Source organism: Mycobacterium heidelbergense (assembly GCF_010730745.1).
Taxonomy (GTDB): domain Bacteria; phylum Actinomycetota; class Actinomycetes; order Mycobacteriales; family Mycobacteriaceae; genus Mycobacterium; species Mycobacterium heidelbergense.
This window is the reverse complement of record NZ_AP022615.1, coordinates 326,133-347,105: the sequence shown is the minus strand read 5'-3', so window position 1 is coordinate 347,105 and position 20,973 is coordinate 326,133. Positions and strand designations below refer to the sequence as shown.

The window sequence follows — 20,973 nt, the reverse complement described above, 5'->3', positions numbered from 1 at the left end:
GGCTACATCCGCCTCAGTTTCAGGTAGCGGCGGGCGTCGGGCAGCGACACCAGCCCGAGCACCAGGGCCACCCCGACCACCAGCGCCATGATGGCGATGAATATCCAACCCAAGACTTCCATGTCGAACTCCTTTCACGGGTTGACGGGCTGTTCGGCTTCCAGCGGCTCAATTTCGTCGGGGGAGAAGTATAGGTAGCGGCCGTACCAGTCGTGCAGGTCGGCGGCCGGGTCGTCGTCGACGACGACCCCGACATGCCTGTCGCCGTCCACGTCCTCGTGCACCGACGTCACGCGGGCCGTCCTGCCGGCGACGAAGATGTCCTGCGCGTCGGCGTTGCGCCGCGGCCGCAGCCGGACCCGGCTGCCGCGCGCGATCCGGACCCCGTTCACCAGCACCGCGTCGATCTCGGGGCGGACGGCGTTGTCGGCCAGCGGATCCCACCAGTCGATGCCCTCGGGGATCTCGGGGACCAGCCCGGAGATCGCGTGCGGATCGCGCAGCACACCGTGCAGGCGCGCCATGGCCTCGGGCGACATGGCGTCACACCGGTCGATGATCCGCGCGGCCCGCGGGTCGGTGGCCCGGGCCTGCCCCTTCTCCTCGTCGGTCATCGTCATCACGCGCAGGGTGAGGATCTCGTCGATCTCCGTGCAGTCGTACAGGGCGGTGTCGCTCTGTTCGGCGACCTCGGGGCGGTCGTAGAGGATGATCGGCGAGATCAGCAGGAGGTCGTCGGTGCCGGGCGGGCCGGCCAGCACCGGGAAGCAGCGGTGTTGGCCGCACCGGGACGCCGCGCCGGCGGCGCGCGGCGGCGGTTCGAGCAGCGAAACAAACCGCCCGCCAACGGCTTCGGCGATGAGGTGGGTCCCGATCATGGACCGCGCGATCGCATCGGCCTTGTCGCCCGCGGCGTCGCCGACGTTGCTGACCCGCACCGACACGCGGCGCAGGTCGCCGTCGGGCTCGCTGGTGACCGTCAGCGCGCCGCGCACCTCCCGCCGTCGGCGCACCAGGCGTCCGCCGTCGAGGAATTCGATGTCGGTCGCCGCGTCCGCCACGACCGGCATCGTCCGCCGCCGGCCGTCCAACGCGATAGGGCCGAAGGACCTTTCGCAGTCGACCGCCTCGTCCCAGGTGAGCCACGACCCGGCCGGGGTGGTCAGCTCGCCGACGGGTTCGAACTCGCCGTGGGTGAACTCGCGCTCGGCCAGGCGGTGCTGCAACTGCAGGAACCGCACCATCAGGGTGATCGCCTCGGCCCCGTCGACCAGGAACTGCGCCGCCAGCGTGTCGTCCTCGCCCAGGCCCGCGTCGGCGGCGCCGGGCGGCCCCAAAACGCCGAACTGCCACCGCGATTGGTTCTTGCTCGACGTCCCGCGGTACGGGTAGAGCAGATAGCCCTCGTAGAGCACCGCGTCGGCGACGGCGCGGGCCCGGTCCCAGCTCGAGGTCCTGGATGTCATAGGGCCGTCTCCCGGTCGGCGTCCAGCAGCGAGGTGACGGCGTGGTCGAGGTCGAGCAGGCCGCGCGCCGACTTGTAGGCGGCCAGCGCCGCGATGGTGTCGTGGGATAGCCGCACCCAGCCGGCGTTCGGGTAGTGCTGCGCGATCAGGTCCCGCCACACCGCGACCGGCATGTCGTAGCGATACTCGCAGTCCCACGGCACCTGCTGCACCGAGAACCCGCGTTCGGACTTGACGAAAATCGTTCCGCTGAACAGGAACTGGAGGGGCAGCGCGCCGTCGCGCAGCGCGTGCAGGTATTTGGCCGCGGCGACCTCGAAGTCGTAGGTGCAGTCCAGCGCGAGCGCGACCGTCGTGTTGTGCGCGAAGCCCGGCACCATCGCGGCGCAGTGCTGCCAGAGGAAGGTGCGCTGGGTGCTCGCCCAGCGTTCGCGGGGCCCGAACAAGTCCGTCAGCCCGGCCGCTTCGGCGTCGGAGTAGGCCCGCCGCAGCGGCTCGATGCGGACCTGGCAGCGCAGGGCGATGGCGTGCACCGGATCGTCGCCGCCGGTGGCGACGCCGACGCGGGCGGTCAGCACCGGGCTGACGGCGTACGGCTCGGGCGCCACGTCGAGGACGGCGAAGTTGATGTCCAGCTGCTCCGGGGTCATGGTGGCGTCCCGGGCGGCGTTTTCACGGCGCGCGCCTCGATCCGCGCGAAGAAGCCGTCGATGAACGCCCGCGCCTGCTGGCCCCCGTCGAAGCCCCGCCACAGCGTGCGCAGGCGCCCGACGAACTCGTAGCAGGCGTCGATCGGGACGAGATAGCTTTGCGGCGCGGCACCTTCGGTCTCGGGGACCCGCACCAGCAGCGCCTCCACGTCGTCGGCCAGCAGGCCCGTCCGCGGGTCGGCGCCGCCGATCGCGTCCCACGCGTCCAGGTCCAGCTCGGATTGGGTCGCCCCGGCCGGGCCGGGGTAGAACGCGACGGTGCGCCCGAGCGCGGAGTTGACGAAGAAGAACGCGACGCCGACCGGGATCTGCAGCGCCTCCCAGCCGTGTCGGTCCAGCGCGAAATCCGGAAACGCCAGGTACCGGTCGGGCACCGCGCGGTAGCGCAGCTCGGCGTCGCTGTCGGTGAACAGCAGATAGCAGGCCCGGCAGACGCACATCAGCTGCCGCCCGGCCACATTCACCACGTGCTGGTGCTCGTCGGCAATCGCTTCCGAGCACATCTCGCAGCGCTCGCCCACCGGCTCGGGGGCCCGCCGGTTGGCGGTGATGCGCGTCAGTACGTCGTACGGGCCGGTCATGCCGGGGCCCCCGCCGGTTCGCCCCGCAGCGCCACCGACGGCACCCCGTCGCGGGTCAGCAGCGGAAGGGGTTCGAGATGGGTCCCGTTCGCCGCGGCGCCCGCGTGCACGACATCGAAAGCCGTTGCGCAGCACGGACATCGCAATTGTTCGCCGCTCAGCCGCGCGCCGGCCAGCGAGTCGTCACACACCGGACAGTGGTCGCGATAGGCGAACGTCTGGCCGTCGACGCGGCACGCCAGCATCGTGGCGCCGCCCACCAGGAAGCCGGCCACCTCGCCGGGCGACAGCTCGGCCAGCTCGGGCACCGGGTGCCACGACGCCGGGCCGTTCGAATGCACGCGGGCCAGCAGCGATTCGGCGGGGATCGCCGCGCCCGTGGGTTCGGCCGTGACGACCTCGATCGACGCGACTTCCGGCGCGGCCGCGCGGATCGCGTCCTGCACGGCCAGCTCCAGCGTCACCGCCGACGACGGGCAGCTCTTGCAGCTGCCTTTAAAAGAGAGGAGCACGCCAGCACCGTCGGGTCCGTCAGTGACCCCGATCAGGTCGACGTCGCCGCCGTGGGAGCCCAGGTAGGGCCGCACCCGGTCCAGCGCGTCGGACACCCGTCGGCGCACGTCGTGCGGGTGCAGGCCGTGGACCAGGAGCAGGCTGGCCACCAGGTCGTCGGTGGCCAGCCGCTCGGCTAGGGGAATATCGGAGCCGGGGTCCTCGACCAGCCCCATGATCCGTTCCAGCCCGGCCCCGTAGAGCCCGACGACCTCGCGGACCAGCCGCTGGGCGCGTTCCTGCGCGGCGGCCCCGCTCGCCGCGCAGGAATCCAGCAGCGTCTGGATCCGATCGCCCGCGGTGCGCCACTGCGCGTCGTTCTCGGTGATCGGGCGATCCGCCATGTCATTCCCCGGCGGGTGACTGCGTCGGCGTGTGCAGTCTCTCCAGGGTCTTGCCCTTCCCCAGGTACATGTGCACGCCGCAGGGCAGGCAGGGGTCGAAGCTGCGCACGGTGCGCATGACGTCGATGCCCTTGAAGTTCTCCCGGCCGTTCTCCTCGAAGATCGGCTGGCCCTGCACCGCGTCCTCGTAAGGCCCCGGCGTGCCGTAGCTGTCGCGCGGGTTGGCGTTCCACGGGGTGGGCGGGTAGGGGTGGTAGTTGGCGATCTTGCCGTCCCGGATCACCAGGTGGTGGCTCAGCACCCCGCGGACCGCCTCGGTGAAGCCGCAGCCGATGGCCTCGTCGGGCACGTCGAACTTCTCCCAGGTCTTGGTGCGCCCGGCGCGGATCTCCGCTAAAGCCTTCTCGGCGAAGTGCAGCGCGCACGCCGCGGCGTAGGCCTGGAAGTAGGTGCGGGCGCGGTCGCGTTCGATCGTGTTGCTGCCGTACTGCGGCACCTTCCACTCGAATTCGACCGGGGCCTTCAGCGCGGTCTTGGGGAAGTTGATCTTCACGCTGGTACCGGTGGCCTTGACGTAGTCGATGTCGACCAGGCCGGCCAGCGCCGTCGCCCACAGCCGGGCCAGCGGCCCGCCGCCGGTGTCCAGCGCCAGGTGGTCGGTGCCGTCGAACCAGCGCGGCGACATCACCCAGCTGTACTTGCCGCCCGCTTCCATGTCGCGTTTCTGCGGGTGCGGGTTGGTGTGCTGGTTCCACGGGTGGCGCCGGTCCACCGCGTTGCCCAGCGGATCGGTCTTGACGAACATCTCCTGGTCGGTCCAGTCGTCGTAATACGAACTGCCCAACAGGATCCGGATGCCCAGGTTGATGTCCACCAGCGAGTGGGTGACCAGCTTGCCGTCCACCACCACGCCGGGCGTGACGAACATCGCGTTGCCCCAGCGCTCCATGTCCTTGTACTCGAAGTTGCACACCTCCGGGTCCTGGAAGGAGCCCCAACAGCCGAGCAGCGTGCGGCGCAGCCCGACCTTGTCGTAGCCGGGCAGCGCCTCGTAGAAGAAGTCGAACAGGTCGTCGTGCATCGGCACGACCTTCTTCATGAACTCGACGTAGCGCATCAGCCGGGTCATGTAGTCGGTCATCAGCTGGATGGTCGCGACCGTGCCGACCCCGCCGGGATACAGCGTGGAGGGATGCACGTGGCGGCCCTCCATGAGGCAGAACATCTCTCGCGTCCAGCGGCTGACCTGCAGCGCCTCCCGGTAGAACTCGCCGCTGAACGGGTTGAGCGAGCGCATGATGTCGGCGATCGTCTTGTACCCGTGCGCGTCGGCGTGCGGCGCCGGGGTCTTCTCGGCCAGCGACAGCACGCTCGGGTTGGTCTCGGAGACCATCTTCTCGCAGAAGTCCACCCCGACCAGGTTCTCCTGGAAGATGTTGTGGTCGAACATGTATTCCGCGGCCTCGCCGAGGTTGACGATCCACTCGCCGAGGTGCGGCGGCTTGACCCCGTAGGCCATGTTCTGCGCGTAGCACGAACAGGTGGCGTGGTTGTCGCCGCAGATGCCGCAGATGCGGCTGGTGATGAAGTGGGCGTCGCGCGGGTCCTTGCCTTTCATGAAGATCGAGTAGCCGCGGAAGATCGACGAGGTGCTGTGGCACTCGACGACCTCCCGGTTCTCGAAGTCGATCTTGGTGTAGATGCCGAGGCTGCCCACGATCCTGGTGATCGGGTCCCAGGCCATCTCGACGAGCTGGCCGGGTTCCCGCTTGGCGGTGGTGGGCTCGGGCACGATAGTTGTCATCGAAGTCTCTCCGTCTGAGCTGAAGGGAGCGTGCTGACCTACCAGGTTCTGCGGGCTCCGGTGGTCAGTTTGTCGCCGTTGTGGCGCCAGCGCGGCTCCTTGTCCAGGGTGTGCTCGGTGATGCCCCGCAGGCTGCGGATCACGGTCCCGTACAGACCCGACGCGGTGCTGGACAGTTTGCCGCCGGGCGGCTCGTCCATGAACGGCATGAACTTGTCCGGGAAGCCCGGCATGGTGCACCCGATGCAGATGCCGCCGACGTTCGGGCACCCGCCGACGCCGTTGATCCACCCACGCTTGGGCACGTTGCATTTCACCACCGGGCCCCAACAGCCAAGCTTGACAATGCATTTCGGCGACCCGTACTCGGTGGCGAAGTCGCCCTGCTCGTAGTAGCCGGCCCGGTCACACCCCTCGTGCACGGTGTTGCCGAACAACCACGTGGGGCGCAGCGCGTCGTCGAGCGGGATCATCGGCGCCTGGCCGGTCGCCATGTAGAGCAGGTAGGTCAGCGTCTCGGACAGGTTGTCCGGCTGGATCGGGCAGCCCGGAACGCACACGATCGGGATGCCGGCCTTGCTCTTCCACTCCCAGCCGAGGTAGTCGGGCACGCCCATCGCCCCCGTCGGGTTGCCGGCCATCGCGTGGATGCCGCCGTAGGTGGCGCAGGTCCCCACCGCGACGACCGCGGTGGCCTTGGGCGCCAGCCGGTCGAGCCACTCGCTGGTGGTCATCGGCTGGCCGGTGGCCGGGTCGTTGCCGAACCCGCACCAGTAGCCCTCGTCCTTGATCTTTTCGTTGGGGATGGATCCCTCGACGACGAGCACGAAGGGCTCCAATTCGCCGCGATCGGCCTTGAAGAACCACGCGAGGAAGTCGTCCGCCCCGCCGGCGGGTCCGCACTCGAAGTCGATCAGGGGCCAGTGCACGGCGACCTTCGGGAGGCCGGGAAGCGCGCCGAGGGCGATCTCCTCGACGCTGGGCTGGGTGGCGGCAGTCAACGCCACCGAATCGCCATCACAACTGAGCCCCGCATTAATCCATAGAACATGGATCAATGTTTCCTCTGCTTTGACTGCCGCTTCTGTTGGCATGCTGCAGCTTTCCGGAGCCGGGCTGGAGGCTCCTACGCTGCCGGAGTCGACCGTCGGCCCACTTGCACAGCGCTGTTTTTGGGTCTACGCCTGCCGCCCAGAGTTGTCAACGGTTCGCTCCTTTCACCGCGGCTAAACGGCCGTCGTACAGTCTTGCTTATGTGGCCCGCTTGCGCTGCGCGCCAACGGATCTCGGGGGGCTCACCGGCGACCGCGACGAACCGGTGGGCCGGCCCGGAGCGCCGGGCCGTCCCGGGGTTTGATGCAAATCGATTGCAGGAGCGCCCGACCAGACCGCTAGGCGTTGTGGGCGAACCGTCGCAGCCAGCCGAACCACGCGCCCATGCCGGCGCCGGTGCGCGCGCTGACCGGCAGGATCGTCGCGGCCGCGTTGACCTGACGGACGTGCGTGATGTACGTGTCGACGTCGACGTCGAGGTGGGGGACCAAATCGATCTTGTTGAGGAGCACCACGTCGACCGATCGAAACATCACCGGGTACTTCAGCGGCTTGTCCTCGCCCTCGGTCACGGAGTACACCATGGCCTTGGCGTGCTCGCCGACGTCGAACTCGGCCGGGCAGACCAGGTTGCCGACGTTTTCGATGATCACCAGGTCCAGGCCGGGCAGGTCGAGGCCGGGCAGCGCGCGGTTGACCATGGGCGCGTCGAGGTGGCATTCGCCGCCAAACCCGTTGCTGGTGTTGAGCAGCGACACCTGGGCGCCGCGACCGCTGAGCTTGGCCGCGTCCAGGTCCGTGGCGATGTCGCCCTCGATCACCCCGAGCGCGAACTCGCCGGCGAGCTCGTCGAGCGTGGCCTGCAGGATCGTCGTCTTCCCCGATCCCGGTGAGCTCATCAGGTTCAGCGCGCGGATCCCGTTGCTCTCGAACGCGGCCCGGTTGGCGTCGGCGAGAACGTCGTTTTCGGCGAAGATCGCCTCCAGCACGTCGATGCGCTGCCCGCCCGTCCGGTAGCGACTGTGGTCCCCGTGCTCGTGCTCGTGGGTGTGCACGGTGCCGTCGTCGTGCCGATGAAATCTGCCCATGGTCAAATCCGTTCGACGAGCGCGTCTTTCACGAGACGTCCAAGGACGTCACCAAAAATTCGTTGCCGCGCAGCACCTCGACGTCGGGGCTGTCGCATTGCGGACACCAGATCGACCACGCCGACGTGATCTCCGACCGGCGGCCGCACGAACGGCATTTCACCTCGGCGCCGACGCACTCGAGCTCCAGCTCGGCGCCCGGCATCTCCTCGGAGTCCCGGACGAGTGTCCAGCAGAACGCCAGCGACTCCGGCACCACCTGGCGCAGGGCGCCGATCCGGACGCGCACCACGTCGACGCGCCGGCCGTCGGCGTGCGTCTTGGCCACGCCGGCGATCGCTTCGCACAGGGACAGCTCATGCATTAGGGATCACCGGCGTCCGCTCGCGCGGGCTCATGAGCACTGTTCTACACCCGAATCGGCGCTTTCGGCGAACCCCAGCGGTCCCCCGGGGCTTCACCGGACTGGCGATCCGGGGTCTCCGGCGCGACACTGGACGGGTGACGCCTAAGCCGTCGGCCTTGGACCCCGCCGTCACGGAGCGGATCGGGGGCTTCCTCCGCGCCCGCGGGCTGCGGCGGATGGCGTCGCGGATCCAGGTGCTGGCGGTGCTCGAGCCGGTCAACGGGCACCTGCCGGTGGCGGAGATCCACCGGCGGGTGCGCGCGTGCCTGCCGCCCGGCGCCCAGCCGCCCGACGTGGCGACCATCTACCGCACGGTGACCACGCTGGTGGACCAGGGCCTGCTGCACGCGCTGACCCTCGACGGCGGCGTCACCACCTACGGGCTGGCCGCCGCGCCCCACCACCATGCGGTGTGCACGCAATGCGGCGCGATCATCGAGGTGCCTGCCCGGCAGCTGAGCTCGGCGCTCGAGCAGGCGATGGCGGGCAGTTCCTTCGCGCTGTCGGAGGCGGCCGGCCTGACGCTGCACGGCCTGTGCCCGCGGTGCCAGGACGCCGAGTCAGCGCAGGCCCAGTAGCGCGTTTTCGACCACCTCGGGCAGCGCCGGGTGAATCCAGTACTGCCCGCGCGCCATCTCGGCGGCGGTCAGCCCGAAGCTCATCGCCTGGACCAGCGGCTGGATGATCGACGACGCCTGGTGACCCAGGATGTGGGCGCCCAGCAGGCAGCCGCTGTTGCGCTCGGCGATGAGCTTGACGATCCCGGTGGTGTCCTCCATCGCCCAGCCGTAGGCGACGTCGCCGTAGTCCTGTATGGCCACCGAGATGTCGAATCCGCGTGCGACGGCCTGGTTTTCGGTCAGCCCGACGGTGGCCAGCTGGGGGTCGGTGAAGACCGCCGACGGCACGAAGCGGTGGTCGGTCACGGCCATCGACGCGGTGTCGTCCCAGTCGCACAGCAGGTTGTGCTGCACGACGCGGGCCTCGTGGTTGGCGACGTGCTTGAGCTGATACGGCGACGACACGTCGCCGAGCGCGAAAACGCCGCGCGCCGAGGTCCGTTGGTATTCGTCGACGACGACCCGGCCGTTCTCGACGTCGATCCCGGCCTGCTCGGCGTCCAGCAGGTCGGCGTTGGACAGCCGGCCGGTCGCCACCAGCAGCAGGTCGGCGTGCACCGTGCTGCCGTCGTCGAGCTCCAGCGCGACGCCGGAGCCGCGGTTGGCGGCGCGGGCGACGTTGCGGTGGGTGCGCAGTTCCCACTTGCTGGACGCGATGCGGGTGAACCGTTCGCAGATGGTGTCGTCGCAATGCCGCAGCATGCAGCCGCCGCGGATCACGATGGTGACCCGCGCGCCGAGGGCGGAGAAGACGTGCGCGAATTCCGCTGCCACGAAGCCACTTCCGACGATCACGACGTGCTCGGGCAGCTCGGGGATCCGCATGACGGTGTCGCTGGTGTGATACGCGACGCCCGACGCCAGGATGGCCGGCGGGATCACCGGCCGCGAGCCCGCCGCGATCACCACCTGATCGGCGGCGAACTCCTCGCCCGCGTCGGTGCGCAACAGGTAGCGCCCGTCGGGCTGGACCGGCCCGAAGCGGGTGTGCCGGCGATACACGTCGATGTTCGGGGCCGAGCGCCGGTAGTCCTCGCCGCTGAGCGCGATGGGATCGATGCGCCCGAAGACGCGGGAGACGATGTCGTCCCAGCGCACCCGGTCGATGTGCGCGTCGACGCCGTACCGCGCCGCGCCGCGGATGGTCGCGGCGACCTCGGCGGCGTAGACGAACATCTTGGTCGGGATGCAGCCGACGTTCAGGCAGGTGCCGCCGAAGGTGCCCTGCTCGCAGATCGCCGCCCGCTTGTCGGCGTAGCGATCGTCGAGAATGCTGTTGCCCGAACCGGTTCCGATGATCGCGATGTCGTAGGTTTCCACGCTGTCAGCCCTTCTCGGACGGCGCCGGCGCGTCGGCGCTGAGGTAGTCGTCCAGCCAGCGGTCCAGTTGGCGATACGCCGCCTCGCGCGGCCCGGGCAGCGACAGGAACACGTCGTGCTTGGCGTCGGCCACCGGGACGATGGTGCTGCGGTTCCCGATGCAGCCGGCCCACCTGGCGACCTGGGCGACGTCGAGGACCGCGTCGCCGCGCTGCATGGCCGCCGCGTCGCCGCTTTCCGGCACGGTGTGGTCCGAACGCAGGATCAGGTTGGGCACGCCGACGTCGAGCCCGCGATGCAGCCGGCGCTGGCCGCGGCGGATGGCGTGCAGCCAGCCCAGGGTGATCGGGAAGCCGCCCACCGGTTTCCACTGCAGGTTGTAGTCGAACTCGCCGTGGTAGTCGCGGTGCAGCGTGGTGCCGTAGCCGCCCTCGGTGGGTCCGCGGACCACGCCCTTGGACCGCACCCGCGACAGGCCGGCGATCAGCGCCGAGGTCACCGGGAGCCGCAGCAGCGCCGGGCCGTGCAGGTCCAGGAACGGGCTGTTGAGCACCAGGCCGCCGACGCCGGCGTGCGCCGCCGGATCGCGCCGGCGCAGCCGGTCCAGCCACAGCGACACGATGAGCCCGCCGGAGGAATGGCCGTACACCAGGACCTTCACCGGGCGGGCCCGCTCGCGGACGGCCGACAGCGCGCGCTCGAGCTCGGCGTCGTAGTGGGCGAGGTCTGTGATGAAGTGCGGGGTGTGGCCGTCGCGGCGGGATCGGCCGCACTTCTGCAGGTCCAGCGCGTAGAAGGCGAAGCCGCGCTCGGCGAAGTGATCGGCCAGCGCGGTGTTGAAGAAGTAGTCGGTGTAGCCGTGCACGGCCAGCACCGCGTGGTCGGCCCCGGTGGGCTCGCCGCGCCGGACCAGGGTTGCGACGATGTCGCCCTCGCCGGCGGGATCGGATCCGAGCGGCAGGGTGCGCTGCCAATAGCCGGGCAGCACGTCGGGCACCCAGCCAGTCACGGGGCAAGCTTAGAGCCTTTGCTGGTGACGGGCGGGCCGTAGGCCGTCGGCGCCGCGTCGCGTCGGGATAACCTGGGACGGTGCCAGGGCTAGCCAGGACCGACGTCGCGCTGATCGGCGCCGGCATCATGAGCGCGACGCTCGGCGCGTTGCTGCGGCGGCTCGAGCCGGGGTGGTCGATCACCGTGATCGAGCGGCTGGACGCCGTCGCCGCCGAGAGCAGCGGCCCCTGGAACAACGCCGGCACCGGGCACTCGGCGCTGTGCGAGCTGAACTACACCCCGCAGAACCCCGACGGCTCGATCGACATCACCAAGGCGGTCCGCGTCAACGAGCAGTTCCAGGTGACTCGCCAATTCTGGGCCTACGCCGTCGAGAACGGCGTCCTGACCGACCGCGGCTTCCTCAACCCGGTCCCGCACGTCAGCTTCGTGCGCGGGGCGGCCCGTGTGGACTATCTGTGGCGGCGCCGGCGCGCGCTGGCCGGCAACCCGCTGTTCGCGCGCACCGAATTGATCGACGACCCGGACGAGTTCGCCCGCCGGCTGCCGCTGATGGCCGCCGAGCGCGACTTCTCCGAGCCGACCGCGCTCAACTGGGCCGCCGACGGCACCGACGTCGACTTCGGCTCGCTGACACGACAGCTCATCGGCTTCTGCGTGCGGGGCGGCGCCACCGCGCTGTTCGGCCACGAGGTCCGCGGCCTGACCCGCCGGCCCGACGGCTGGACGCTGCTGATCGCCAACCGCCGCACCGGTGAAAAGCGCCGGCTGAACGCCGGATTCGTGTTCGTCGGCGCCGGCGGTGACGCGCTGCCGCTGCTGCAGAGGTCCGGCATCAAGGAGGTCAGGGGCTTCGCCGGCTTCCCGATCGGCGGCCGGTTCCTGCGCTCGCGCAACCCGGCGCTGGTCGCCGGGCACCGGGCGAAGGTGTACGGCGTGCCGGCGCCGGGCGCCCCGCCGCTCGGGGCGCTGCATCTGGACCTTCGGCTCGTCAACGGCGCGTCGTGGCTCGTGTTCGGCCCGTTCGCCGGCTGGTCGCCGAAGTTCTTGAAGCACGGCCGCATCAGCGACCTGCCCCGCTCGATCAGGCCGGACAACCTGATGTCGATGCTCGGCGTCGGGGCCACCCAGGCGGCGCTGGTCAGGTATCTGATCGGCCAGCTGCGGCTCTCCGAACCCGACCGGGTGCGCGCCCTGCGCGAATTCGCTCCCGGCGCAACCGATTCCGACTGGGAGCCAACGGTGGCCGGGCAGCGGGTGCAGGTGATCCGCCGGGGCGGGGTGCTCGACTTCGACACCACCGTGCTGGGCGCCGCCGACGGCAGCATCGCCGGCCTGCTGGGCGGCTCCCCGGGCGCGTCGACCGCCGTGCCGGCCATGCTCGACGTGCTGCGGCGGTGCTTCCCCGACAGGTATGGCTCCTGGCTGCCCACGCTCAAGGAGATGGTGCCGTCGCTGGGATGTGAGCTGTCGCGCGAGCCCGCGCTGTTCGACGAGGTGTGGTCGTGGGGCACGAAAGCATTGGGGCTGGCCGCATGAGTGAAGCGCTGCGCCGCGCCTGGGCCAAAGACCTCGACGCCCCAACGCTTTACGAGCTGCTCAAGCTGCGGGTCGAAGTGTTCGTCGTCGAACAGGCCTGCCCGTACCCCGAGCTGGACGGGCGCGACCTGCTCGCCGAAACCCGGCACTTCTGGCTGGAAACGGCCGACGGCGACGTGATCTGCACGCTGCGGCTGATGGAGGAGCACGCCGGCGGCGAGAAGGCGTTCCGGATCGGGCGGCTGTGCACCCAGCGCAGCGCGCGCGGCCAGGGCCACACCACGCGGCTGCTGCGCGCCGCGCTGGCCGAGGTCGGCGACTACCCCTGCCGGATCGACGCGCAGACCTACCTGGCCGACATGTACGCCCAGCACGGATTCGTCCGCGACGGAGACGATTTCCTCGACGACGGTGTCCCGCACGTGCCGATGCTGCGGCCCCCACGCCCACCTCCACCTCAGGCGGAGCAGCCGTGAAGCCCTATCCGTTCAGCGCCATCGTCGGGCACGACCAGCTGCGGCTCGCCCTGCTGTTGTGCGCGGTGCGCCCCGAGATCGGCGGCGCGCTCGTCCGCGGCGAGAAGGGCACCGCCAAGTCGACCGCCGTGCGGGGGCTGGCGGCGCTGCTGGCTGCCGCGACCGGCAACTCCGACGCCGGACTGGTCGAAATGCCTTTGGGCGCAACCGAAGACCGCGTGATCGGCTCGTTGGACCTGCAGCGGGTGCTGCGCGACGGCGAGCACGCCTTTTCGCCGGGGCTGCTGGCCCGCGCGCACGGCGGCGTGCTCTACGTCGACGAGGTCAACCTGCTGCACGACCACCTGGTTGACGTGCTGCTCGACGCCGCGGCGATGGGCCGGGTCCACGTCGAACGCGACGGCATCTCCCATTCGCACGAGGCCCGGTTCGTGCTGATCGGCACGATGAATCCGGAGGAGGGCGAGCTGCGCCCGCAACTGCTGGACCGCTTCGGCCTCACCGTCGACGTGCACGCGTCGCGCGACGTCGACGTGCGGGTGCGGGTGATCCGGCAGCGACTGGCCTACGAGGCCGACCCGGACGCGTTCGCGCAGCGCTACGTCGACGCCGACGCCGAGCTGGCCCGCCGGATCGCCGCGGCGCGCGCCCTCGTCGACCAGGTGGTGTTGCCGGACAACGAGTTACGCCGCATCGCGGCGCTGTGCGCGGCGTTCGACGTCGACGGCATGCGGGCCGATCTGGTGGTGGCCCGCGCGGCCACCGCGCACGCCGCCTGGCGCGGCGCGCACACCGTCGAGGAGCAGGACATCCGGGTGGCGGCCGAACTGGCGTTGCCGCACCGGCGCCGCCGCGACCCGTTCGACGACCCCGGCATCGATCGCGAGCAGCTGGACGAGGCCCTGGCGCGGGCCGGGGCCGAAGACCCGCCACCCGAGCCGCCGGGCGGCGGCGGCCAGGCCGCCGATGCGCCTGCGCCGCAACCCAACTCACGGTCGTCGTCCAAGCCCAGCGCGCCGCCGTCGCAAACGTTTCGCGCCCGGGCGCTGAGCGTCCCGGGGGTCGGCGAGGGCGCACCGGGACGGCGGTCGCGTGCCCGCAACGCCTCCGGCCGGGCGGTGGCCGCCGCCGACCCGGGCGACACCGGCCCCGGCGCGCACGGGCTGCACCTGTTCGCCACGCTGCTGTCGGCCGCCGAGCGGGCCGGGGCGGGGCCGTTGCGGCCGATGGCGGAGGACGTGCGCCGGGCCATCCGCGAAGGGCGCGAAGGCAACCTGGTGATCTTCGTGGTCGACGCGTCGGGTTCGATGGCCGCCCGGGACCGCATGGCCGCGGTCGGCGGGGCCACCCTGTCGCTGCTGCGCGACGCCTACCAGCGCCGCGACAAGGTCGCGGTCATCACGTTCCGCCAACAGGCGGCGCGGCTGCTGCTCCCGCCGACGTCGTCGGCGCACATCGCCGGCCGGCGACTGGCCCGATTCGACACCGGTGGCAAGACCCCGCTGGCCGAGGGCCTGCTGGCCGCCCGCGAGCTGATCGTCCGCGAAAGGGCGCGCGACCGGGCGCGGCGCCCCCTGGTGGTGGTGCTCACCGACGGCCGCGCCACCGCCGGACCGGACCCGTTGGGCCGCAGCCGAATCGCGGCGTCCAGGCTGCGCGCCGAGGGCGCCGCCGCCGTGGTGGTGGACTGCGAGACGTCCTACGTGCGGCTCGGGTTGGCCCGCCGGCTCGCCGAGCAGCTCGGCGCGCCGGCCATCCGGCTGGAGCAGCTGCACGCCGACCACCTGACGCGGGCCGTGCGCGGCGTCGCCTGAGGTATCCTCATATGCCACAGGGCAATCCGCTGCAAGTTCCCGACGACGGCCTGACCACCCGCGCCCGGCGCCACACGCCGGTGCTCGCGGTGCACACCGGCGCGGGCAAGGGGAAGTCGACGGCGGCGTTCGGAATGGCGTTGCGCGCGTGGAACGCCGGCCTCAACGTGGCGGTCTTCCAGTTCGTCAAGAGCGCCAAGTGGAAGGTGGGCGAGGAGGCGGCCTTCGCCCAACTCGGCGAGTCGCACGACGAGCGGGGCATCGGCGGGCCGGTCGAGTGGCACAAGATGGGCGCGGGCTGGTCCTGGACGCGCAAGGCGGGCAGCGAGGTCGACCACGCCGCGGCCGCGGCCGACGGTTGGGCCGAGATCGCGCGCCGCCTGGCCGCCCAACGCCACGACTTCTACGTGCTCGACGAATTCACCTACCCGATGAAGTGGGGCTGGGTGGACGTCGACGACGTGGTCGACGTGCTGTTGGCGCGGCCCGGCCTCCAGCACGTCGTCATCACCGGACGCGATGCCCCGCCGCGGCTGGTCGAGGCCGCCGACCTGGTCACCGAGATGACCAAGGTCAAGCACCCGATGGACGCGGGCCGCAAGGGCCAGAAGGGCATCGAGTGGTGACTTCCTCCCGCGAGCGTGCGTGTCTGTACGGCGACACGCCGCCCAGCCTGTCATTCTGCGCACGCTCGCGGTACAGGGTGGGGCAGTGACCCAGGTTCCCGCGGTGGTTGTGGGTGCGCCCGCGTCGGGGAGCGGGAAGACCACGGTCGCAACGGGTTTGATCGGGGCCCTGCGCGGCGCCGGCCACACGGTGGCGCCGTTCAAGGTCGGCCCCGACTTCATCGACCCCGGCTACCACGCCCTGGCCGCCGGGCGGCCAGGGCGCAACCTCGACCCGGTGCTGGTGGGGGAACGGCTCGTCGGCCCGCTGTACGCCCACGGCGCCCGCGGCGCGGACATCGCCGTGATCGAGGGCGTGATGGGCCTGTTCGACGGGCGCATCGGGCCCACCCCGGCCGGCCCCGCGGCGGGTTCGACCGCGCACGTCGCCGGCCTGCTGGGCGCCCCGGTCATCCTGGTGGTCGACGCGCGCGGCCAGAGCCACAGCATCGCCGCGCTGCTGCACGGCTTTTCGACGTTCGACGCCGCGACCCGGATCTCCGGCGTGATCCTCAACCGGGTCGGGTCGCCCAGGCACGAGCAGGTGCTGCGCCAGGCCTGCGAACGGGCCGGTGTCCCGGTGCTGGGCGCCATCCCGCGCACCGCCGAATTGGAGCTGCCGACAAGGCATCTCGGGCTCGTCACGGCCGTCGAGCACGGTCGCCGCGCGCACGCCGCGGTCACCGCGATGACCGCCCTGGTCGCCCGCCACGTCGACCTGTCCGCCGTGATGGCAGCCGCCGCGAGCCGGCTCGCCGCGACGCCGTGGGACCCCGCGGCCGCCGTGGGGGAGGCGCCGGGCGCGCGCACCACCGTCGCGATGGCGGCCGGAAAGGCGTTCAGCTTCGGCTACGCCGAACACGCGGAGCTGCTGCGCGCCGCCGGCGCCGACGTGGCCGAATTCGACCCGCTCGCCGACCCGTTGCCCGACGGCACCGACGCGGTGCTGCTGCCCGGCGGCTTCCCCGAACAGTTCGCCGCGGAGCTCTCGGCCAACGACGTCGTCCGCCGCCAGATCAACGGCCTGGCCGCCGCCGGCGCGCCGGTGCACGCCGAATGCGCCGGGCTGGTCTACCTGGTCGACGACCTAGACGGGCACCCGATGTGCGGCGCGCTGGCCGGGTCGGCGCGGTTCACGCCGCACCTCACGCTGGCCTATCGCGACGCGGTCGCCGTCGCCGACTCGGCGCTGCATCCCGCCGGCCGGCGCGTGGCCGGGCACGAATTCCATCGGACTGCAATAACTTTCACCGAGAACTACCCGCCGGCGTGGGTGTACCGCGGCGACGACGGCACCGTGCGGGACGGCGCCGTGCGCGCGGGCGTGCACGCGTCGTACCTGCACACCCACCCGGCCGCGACGCCCGATGCGGTGGCGCGCTTCGTCGCCCACGCCCGCGGGGCGAGGATCGGCAGACATTAGGCTTGCCCGGTGACCGAGAGCGCCTACCTCGCCGGACTGCGGCTGGCCGGCAAGAAGGTCATCGTCGTCGGCGGGGGGACCGTCGCCCAGCGCCGGCTGCCCCTGCTGATCGCCAGCGGCGCCGAGGTGCACGTCATCTCGCGCACCGCCACCCGTGCCGTCGAGGCGATGAGCGGAATCATCCTGTCGGTGCGCGAATACCGCGACGGTGACCTCGAGGGCGCCTGGTACGCCATCGCCGCCACCGACGACGCGCGGGTGAACGCGGCCGTGGTCGCCGAGGCCGAACGCCGCCGCATCTTTTGCGTCCGCGCCGACATCGCCGTCGAGGGGACCGCGGTCACCCCGGCGACCTTCAGCTACGCCGGGCTGTCGGTGGGGGTGCTGGCTGGCGGCGAGCACCGCCGGTCGGCGGCGATCCGCTCGGCCATCCGCGAGGCGCTGCAGACGGGCGTCATCACCGGGGGCAGCGAGAGCGACGACGTCGTCAAGGGCGGGGTGGCGCTGGTCGGCGGCGGCCCCGGCGACCCCGAACTGATCACCGTGCGCGGGCGCCGCCTGCTCGCCCAGGCCGACGTCGTCGTCGCCGACCGGCTCGCGCCGCCCGAACTGCTCGCCGAGCTGCCACCGCACGTGGAAGTCATTGACGCCGCGAAGATCCCGTACGGGCGGGCCATGGCCCAGGACGCGATCAACGACGCCATGATCGAGCGGGCCCGGGCCGGGCGCTTCGTGGTCCGCCTCAAGGGCGGGGACCCCTTCGTCTTCGCGCGCGGCTACGAGGAGGTGTTGGCATGCGCCGAGGCCGGAATCCCGGTGACCGTGGTGCCCGGTGTGACGAGCGCCATAGGCGTGCCGGCCCTGGCCGGCGTCCCGGTCACGCATCGGGCGATCAATCACGAATTCGTGGTGGTCAGCGGCCACGTCGCGCCCGGCCACCCCGAATCGTTAGTGAATTGGGACGCATTGGCCGCGATGACCGGCACCATCGTCTTGCTGATGGCCGTCGAACGCATCGAGCTTTTCGTCGAGGTGCTGCTGAGAGGCGGCCGACCTGCGGATACGCCGGTGTTGGTGGTCCAGCACGGAACGACGGCGGCCCAGCAGACGGTGCGGGCCACCCTCGCCGACACGCCGGAGAAGATCCGCGGCGAGGGGATCCGACCACCCGCGATCATCGTCATCGGCGCCGTCGCGGGCCTCGAAAGGGCCCAAGTGGCGTTCGGCGTTTAAACAATTCTTAAGATTACTGTAAGGTAACCCGTTATGACGGCTCTCAACGACACAGAGCGCGCGGTCCACAACTGGACCTCCGCGCGCCCCGATCGTCCGGCCCCGATGCGCCAGGCGCGCCCGGCGGAGACCGCCTCATCACGCATCAGCAAGTACTACCCCACCTGGCTGCCGTCCCAGCGCTTCATCGCGGCCGTGGTCGCCATCGGCGGGATGCAACTGCTGGCGACCATGGACAGCACCGTCGCCATCGTCGCGCTCCCCAAGATCCAGAACGAGCTGAGCCTGTCGGACGCCGGCCGCAGCTGGGTCATCACCGCGTACGTGCTCACCTTCGGCGGCCTGATGCTGCTCGGCGGGCGGCTCGGCGACACCATCGGGCGCAAGCGCACCTTCATCGTCGGCGTCGCGCTGTTCACCATCTCCTCGGTGCTGTGCGCGGTCGCCTGGGACGAGGTGACGATGGTCATCGCCCGGCTCTTGCAGGGCATCGGATCGGCCATCGCGTCGCCGACGGGCCTGGCGCTGGTGGCGACCACCTTCCCGAAGGGCCCGGCGCGCAACGCCGCGACGGCGGTGTTCGCCGCGATGACCGCCGTCGGCTCGGTGGTGGGCCTGGTGGTCGGCGGGGCGCTCACCGAGGTGTCCTGGCGGCTGGCGTTCCTGGTGAACGTGCCGATCGGGCTGGTGATGATCTACCTGGCCCGCACCGCGCTGCGGGAGACCAACAGGGAGCGGATGAAGCTCGACGCCACCGGGGCCATGCTGGCCACGCTGGCGTGCACCGCGGCGGTCTTCGCCTTCTCGATGGGCCCGGAGAAGGGCTGGATCTCGGTCACCACCCTCGGCTCGGCCGGCGTGGCGCTGGCGGCCACCATTGCTTTCGCCATCGTGGAGCGCACCGCCGAAAACCCCGTCGTGCCGTTCGACCTGTTCCGCGACCGCAACCGGCTGGTGACGTTCGCCGCGATCTTCTTGGCCGGCGGCGTCATGTTCAGCCTGACGGTGTGCATGGGCCTGTACGTGCAGGACATCCTGGGCTACAGCGCGCTGCGCGCGGGCGTCAGCTTCATCCCGTTCGTCATCGCGATGGGGATCGGCCTGGGCGTGTCCTCGCAGCTGGTGTCGCGGTTCTCGCCGCGGGTGTTGACCATCGGCGGCGGGATCCTGCTGCTGGGGGCGATGTTGTACGGCTCGGCGTTCGTGCACCGCGGCATCCCGTATTTCCCCGGCCTGGCGGTGCTCATCGTGGTCGGCAGCGTCGGTATCGGCATGGTCGTCGTCCCGCTGACGCTGTCGGCGATCGCCGGCGTCGGCTTCGACCAGATCGGCCCGGTGTCGGCCATCGCGCTGATGGCGCAGAGCCTCGGCGGGCCGCTGGTGCTGGCCGTCATCCAGGCCGTGATCACCTCGCGCACGCTGTACCTGGGCGGCACCACCGGCCCGGTGAAGTTCATGAACGACCTGCAGCTGCATGCGCTCGACCACGGCTACACCTACGGCCTGCTCTGGGTGGCCGGCGCGGCCGTCCTGGTCGGCGGTGCGGCGCTGTTCATCGGCTACACCCCCGCGCAGGTCGCCCACGCGCAAGAGGTCAAGGACGCGATCGACTCCGGCGAGCTGTAGCCGCCGTCAGGCCCGCCCGGCCTGAGCCGCGCGCGACCGCAGCGGCCACACGAGCTGCCGCAGGTACCCGGCGGGTTCGCCGTCGTCGACGCCGTACTGCGCGGGCCACCGGTCGGCGGGCAGGTACAGGGTGCCGAACAGCGCATCCACGGCCGGGAACTCCCCGGCGTAGTTGGAGTTGTAGGCCCGCGGTTCGCGGGCGTGATGCCAGTGGTGGAACTGCGGGGTGGCGATCACCCATCTCAGCGGCCCGAACATGAGCCGCACGTTGGCGTGGATGAAAATCGCCTGCAGCGTGGTCAGGACGACGAAGGCGCCCAAGCTGACCCGGCCGAAGCCGAGCGCGTACAGCGGCAGCACCGCGGCGGAGCGGATGAAGATCTGATCGAGCGGATGCAGGTGGTTCGCGGCCAGCCAGTCCAGCTCCCGGACGCTGTGGTGGACGCGGTGGAACCGCCACAACAGCGGAACCTCGTGCGCGGCACGGTGTCCCGCGTACCCGCCGACGGTGGCGATCGCCAGCGCGGCGACGATCTGCGCCCAGCCCGGGCTCGCGGCGATCGCGGCGCGACACGGTGCGGGGACGAAGGCGCGCAGGACGGTGCCGACCACCGCCACCGCGGCGACGACGCCGACCTTGAGCGCGGCCCCGTTGATCAGGTAATGGACCACGTCGGTGCGCCATCCCGCCCGCAGTATCCGGCGCGGGCGCAGCGCGAACAGCTGCTCCAGCGGTACGAAGATGATCGCCAAAACCACCAGGCCGACGACGATTCCGCCGCGCACGCTGAGCGCGCCCAGCACCAGCGCCGCGGTGAGCAGCACCACGACGACGCCGGACGGGCGGCGCCCCTCCGGCAACGGCGTGACGGGCGACGCGGCCGCCGGTTCGGCCGACCGGTCCGGCGCGGCCAGCCGGCCCCACCCCGCCAGCACGCCGGCGGCCACGACGATCCCCGCCGCGCCGGCCCACGGCCGCTGAGTGGCCAACGCTATGGCGGCGATCAGCACGACCGACTGGATGGCCAACCCCTGCACGCTCAACCTGCGAGCGTGCAGACGGAGCAGAGCTACCGCATGCCAGCCCACCAAAGCCGCGGCCGCGACCAACGACAACGCGGGCAGTCCCGCCCCTAGGTTCGCGACAACCACTGCGGCCCAAAGGATCCCGATCACTTCGATCGAATACAGAACGGTCAAAATCACGACGACGGGCCGACGCCGATCACCCATGCGCGTTAA

Annotated in this window: 18 protein-coding genes and 2 pseudogenes; 8 read left to right on the top strand and 12 right to left on the bottom strand. The window is 71.1% G+C overall.

Annotation, left to right across the window (positions count from 1 at the left end; translation table 11 throughout):
• Nucleotides 1–2 precede the first annotated feature (2 nt).
• From G6N25_RS24380 to G6N25_RS01680, 9 genes and pseudogenes are all read right to left on the bottom strand, one after another.
• Nucleotides 3–122 carry a DUF6893 family small protein gene (locus G6N25_RS24380; RefSeq protein WP_372506648.1) on the bottom strand — a complete coding sequence of 40 codons (120 nt, stop codon included), beginning with the start codon at nt 120–122 and terminating at the stop codon, nt 3–5.
• Nucleotides 113–1,466 (bottom strand): annotated as a pseudogene (locus tag G6N25_RS01715) (hypothetical protein); the annotation flags it as partial. The pseudogene G6N25_RS01715 and the gene G6N25_RS24380, both read right to left, overlap by 10 nt.
• Entirely contained in the window at nt 1,463–2,116 is a 654-nt protein-coding gene (locus tag G6N25_RS01710) for a DUF6084 family protein (RefSeq protein WP_083072778.1), read from the bottom strand. The gene G6N25_RS01710 and the pseudogene G6N25_RS01715, both read right to left, overlap by 4 nt.
• Entirely contained in the window at nt 2,113–2,757 is a 645-nt protein-coding gene (locus G6N25_RS01705) for a DUF5947 family protein (protein WP_083072776.1), read from the bottom strand. Before G6N25_RS01705 ends, G6N25_RS01710 begins: the two co-directional genes overlap by 4 nt.
• A complete protein-coding gene (locus G6N25_RS01700; protein WP_083072775.1) occupies nt 2,754–3,653 on the bottom strand; it encodes a NifU family protein in 900 nt (299 codons plus the stop codon). Before G6N25_RS01700 ends, G6N25_RS01705 begins: the two co-directional genes overlap by 4 nt.
• A 1-nt stretch (nt 3,654) precedes the next feature.
• The gene (locus tag G6N25_RS01695; RefSeq protein ID WP_083072774.1) at nt 3,655–5,457 is read right to left on the bottom strand and encodes a nickel-dependent hydrogenase large subunit; all 1,803 of its coding nucleotides are present in this window, start codon (nt 5,455–5,457) and stop codon (nt 3,655–3,657) included.
• Nucleotides 5,458–5,495: 38 nt separating this feature from the next.
• Nucleotides 5,496–6,551: an NADH-quinone oxidoreductase subunit B family protein gene (locus tag G6N25_RS01690; protein WP_083072773.1), complete on the bottom strand. Its 1,056-nt coding sequence runs from the start codon at nt 6,549–6,551 to the stop codon at nt 5,496–5,498.
• Nucleotides 6,552–6,848: 297 nt separating this feature from the next.
• Complete coding sequence (hypB, locus tag G6N25_RS01685; RefSeq protein ID WP_083072772.1) at nt 6,849–7,598, bottom strand: hydrogenase nickel incorporation protein HypB; 750 nt, start codon at nt 7,596–7,598, stop codon at nt 6,849–6,851.
• A 28-nt stretch (nt 7,599–7,626) separates the two neighbouring features.
• Nucleotides 7,627–7,962, bottom strand: coding sequence for a hydrogenase maturation nickel metallochaperone HypA (locus G6N25_RS01680; protein WP_083072771.1), 336 nt, complete (start codon nt 7,960–7,962; stop codon nt 7,627–7,629).
• A gap of 137 nt (nt 7,963–8,099) precedes the next feature.
• Here G6N25_RS01680 and G6N25_RS01675 point away from each other — a divergent pair, with 137 nt between their 5' ends.
• Nucleotides 8,100–8,582: a Fur family transcriptional regulator gene (locus G6N25_RS01675; RefSeq protein ID WP_083072770.1), complete on the top strand. Its 483-nt coding sequence runs from the start codon at nt 8,100–8,102 to the stop codon at nt 8,580–8,582.
• On the opposite strand, the gene mtr is transcribed toward G6N25_RS01675, so the two are convergent.
• On the bottom strand, nt 8,565–9,944 hold the full coding sequence (mtr, locus tag G6N25_RS01670; protein WP_083072769.1) for a mycothione reductase: 1,380 nt from the start codon (nt 9,942–9,944) through the stop codon (nt 8,565–8,567). The genes G6N25_RS01675 and mtr overlap by 18 nt on opposite strands.
• A gap of 4 nt (nt 9,945–9,948) precedes the next feature.
• Nucleotides 9,949–10,953, bottom strand: coding sequence for an alpha/beta hydrolase (locus G6N25_RS01665; RefSeq protein ID WP_083072768.1), 1,005 nt, complete (start codon nt 10,951–10,953; stop codon nt 9,949–9,951).
• 80 nt (nt 10,954–11,033) lie between these two features.
• Between G6N25_RS01665 and mqo the strand changes: the two genes are divergently transcribed.
• The 7 genes and pseudogenes from mqo (at nt 11,034) to G6N25_RS01630 (ending at nt 19,731) form a co-directional block, all read left to right on the top strand.
• On the top strand, nt 11,034–12,494 hold the full coding sequence (gene mqo, locus G6N25_RS01660) for a malate dehydrogenase (quinone) (protein ID WP_142272497.1): 1,461 nt from the start codon (nt 11,034–11,036) through the stop codon (nt 12,492–12,494).
• On the top strand, nt 12,491–12,970 hold the full coding sequence (locus tag G6N25_RS01655; RefSeq protein WP_083072767.1) for a GNAT family N-acetyltransferase: 480 nt from the start codon (nt 12,491–12,493) through the stop codon (nt 12,968–12,970). The genes mqo and G6N25_RS01655 overlap by 4 nt, the downstream gene beginning before the upstream one ends.
• Nucleotides 12,967–14,784, top strand: a complete 1,818-nt coding sequence (locus tag G6N25_RS01650) for a magnesium chelatase subunit D family protein (RefSeq protein WP_083072766.1) — start codon at nt 12,967–12,969, stop codon at nt 14,782–14,784. The genes G6N25_RS01655 and G6N25_RS01650 overlap by 4 nt, the downstream gene beginning before the upstream one ends.
• 11 nt (nt 14,785–14,795) lie before the next feature.
• Nucleotides 14,796–15,410, top strand: a complete 615-nt coding sequence (cobO, locus tag G6N25_RS01645; protein ID WP_083072765.1) for a cob(I)yrinic acid a,c-diamide adenosyltransferase — start codon at nt 14,796–14,798, stop codon at nt 15,408–15,410.
• Between the two features lie 85 nt (nt 15,411–15,495).
• Nucleotides 15,496–16,872, top strand: coding sequence for a cobyrinate a,c-diamide synthase (locus G6N25_RS01640; RefSeq protein ID WP_083072764.1), 1,377 nt, complete (start codon nt 15,496–15,498; stop codon nt 16,870–16,872).
• Nucleotides 16,873–16,881: 9 nt separating this feature from the next.
• Nucleotides 16,882–18,116 (top strand): annotated as a pseudogene (cobA, locus tag G6N25_RS01635) (uroporphyrinogen-III C-methyltransferase).
• A 22-nt stretch (nt 18,117–18,138) separates the two neighbouring features.
• A complete protein-coding gene (locus G6N25_RS01630; protein ID WP_083072762.1) occupies nt 18,139–19,731 on the top strand; it encodes an MFS transporter in 1,593 nt (530 codons plus the stop codon).
• Nucleotides 19,732–19,737: 6 nt separating this feature from the next.
• On the opposite strand, the gene G6N25_RS01625 is transcribed toward G6N25_RS01630, so the two are convergent.
• Nucleotides 19,738–20,964, bottom strand: coding sequence for a sterol desaturase family protein (locus tag G6N25_RS01625; RefSeq protein ID WP_083072761.1), 1,227 nt, complete (start codon nt 20,962–20,964; stop codon nt 19,738–19,740).
• Between the last annotated feature and the right edge of the window lie 9 nt (nt 20,965–20,973).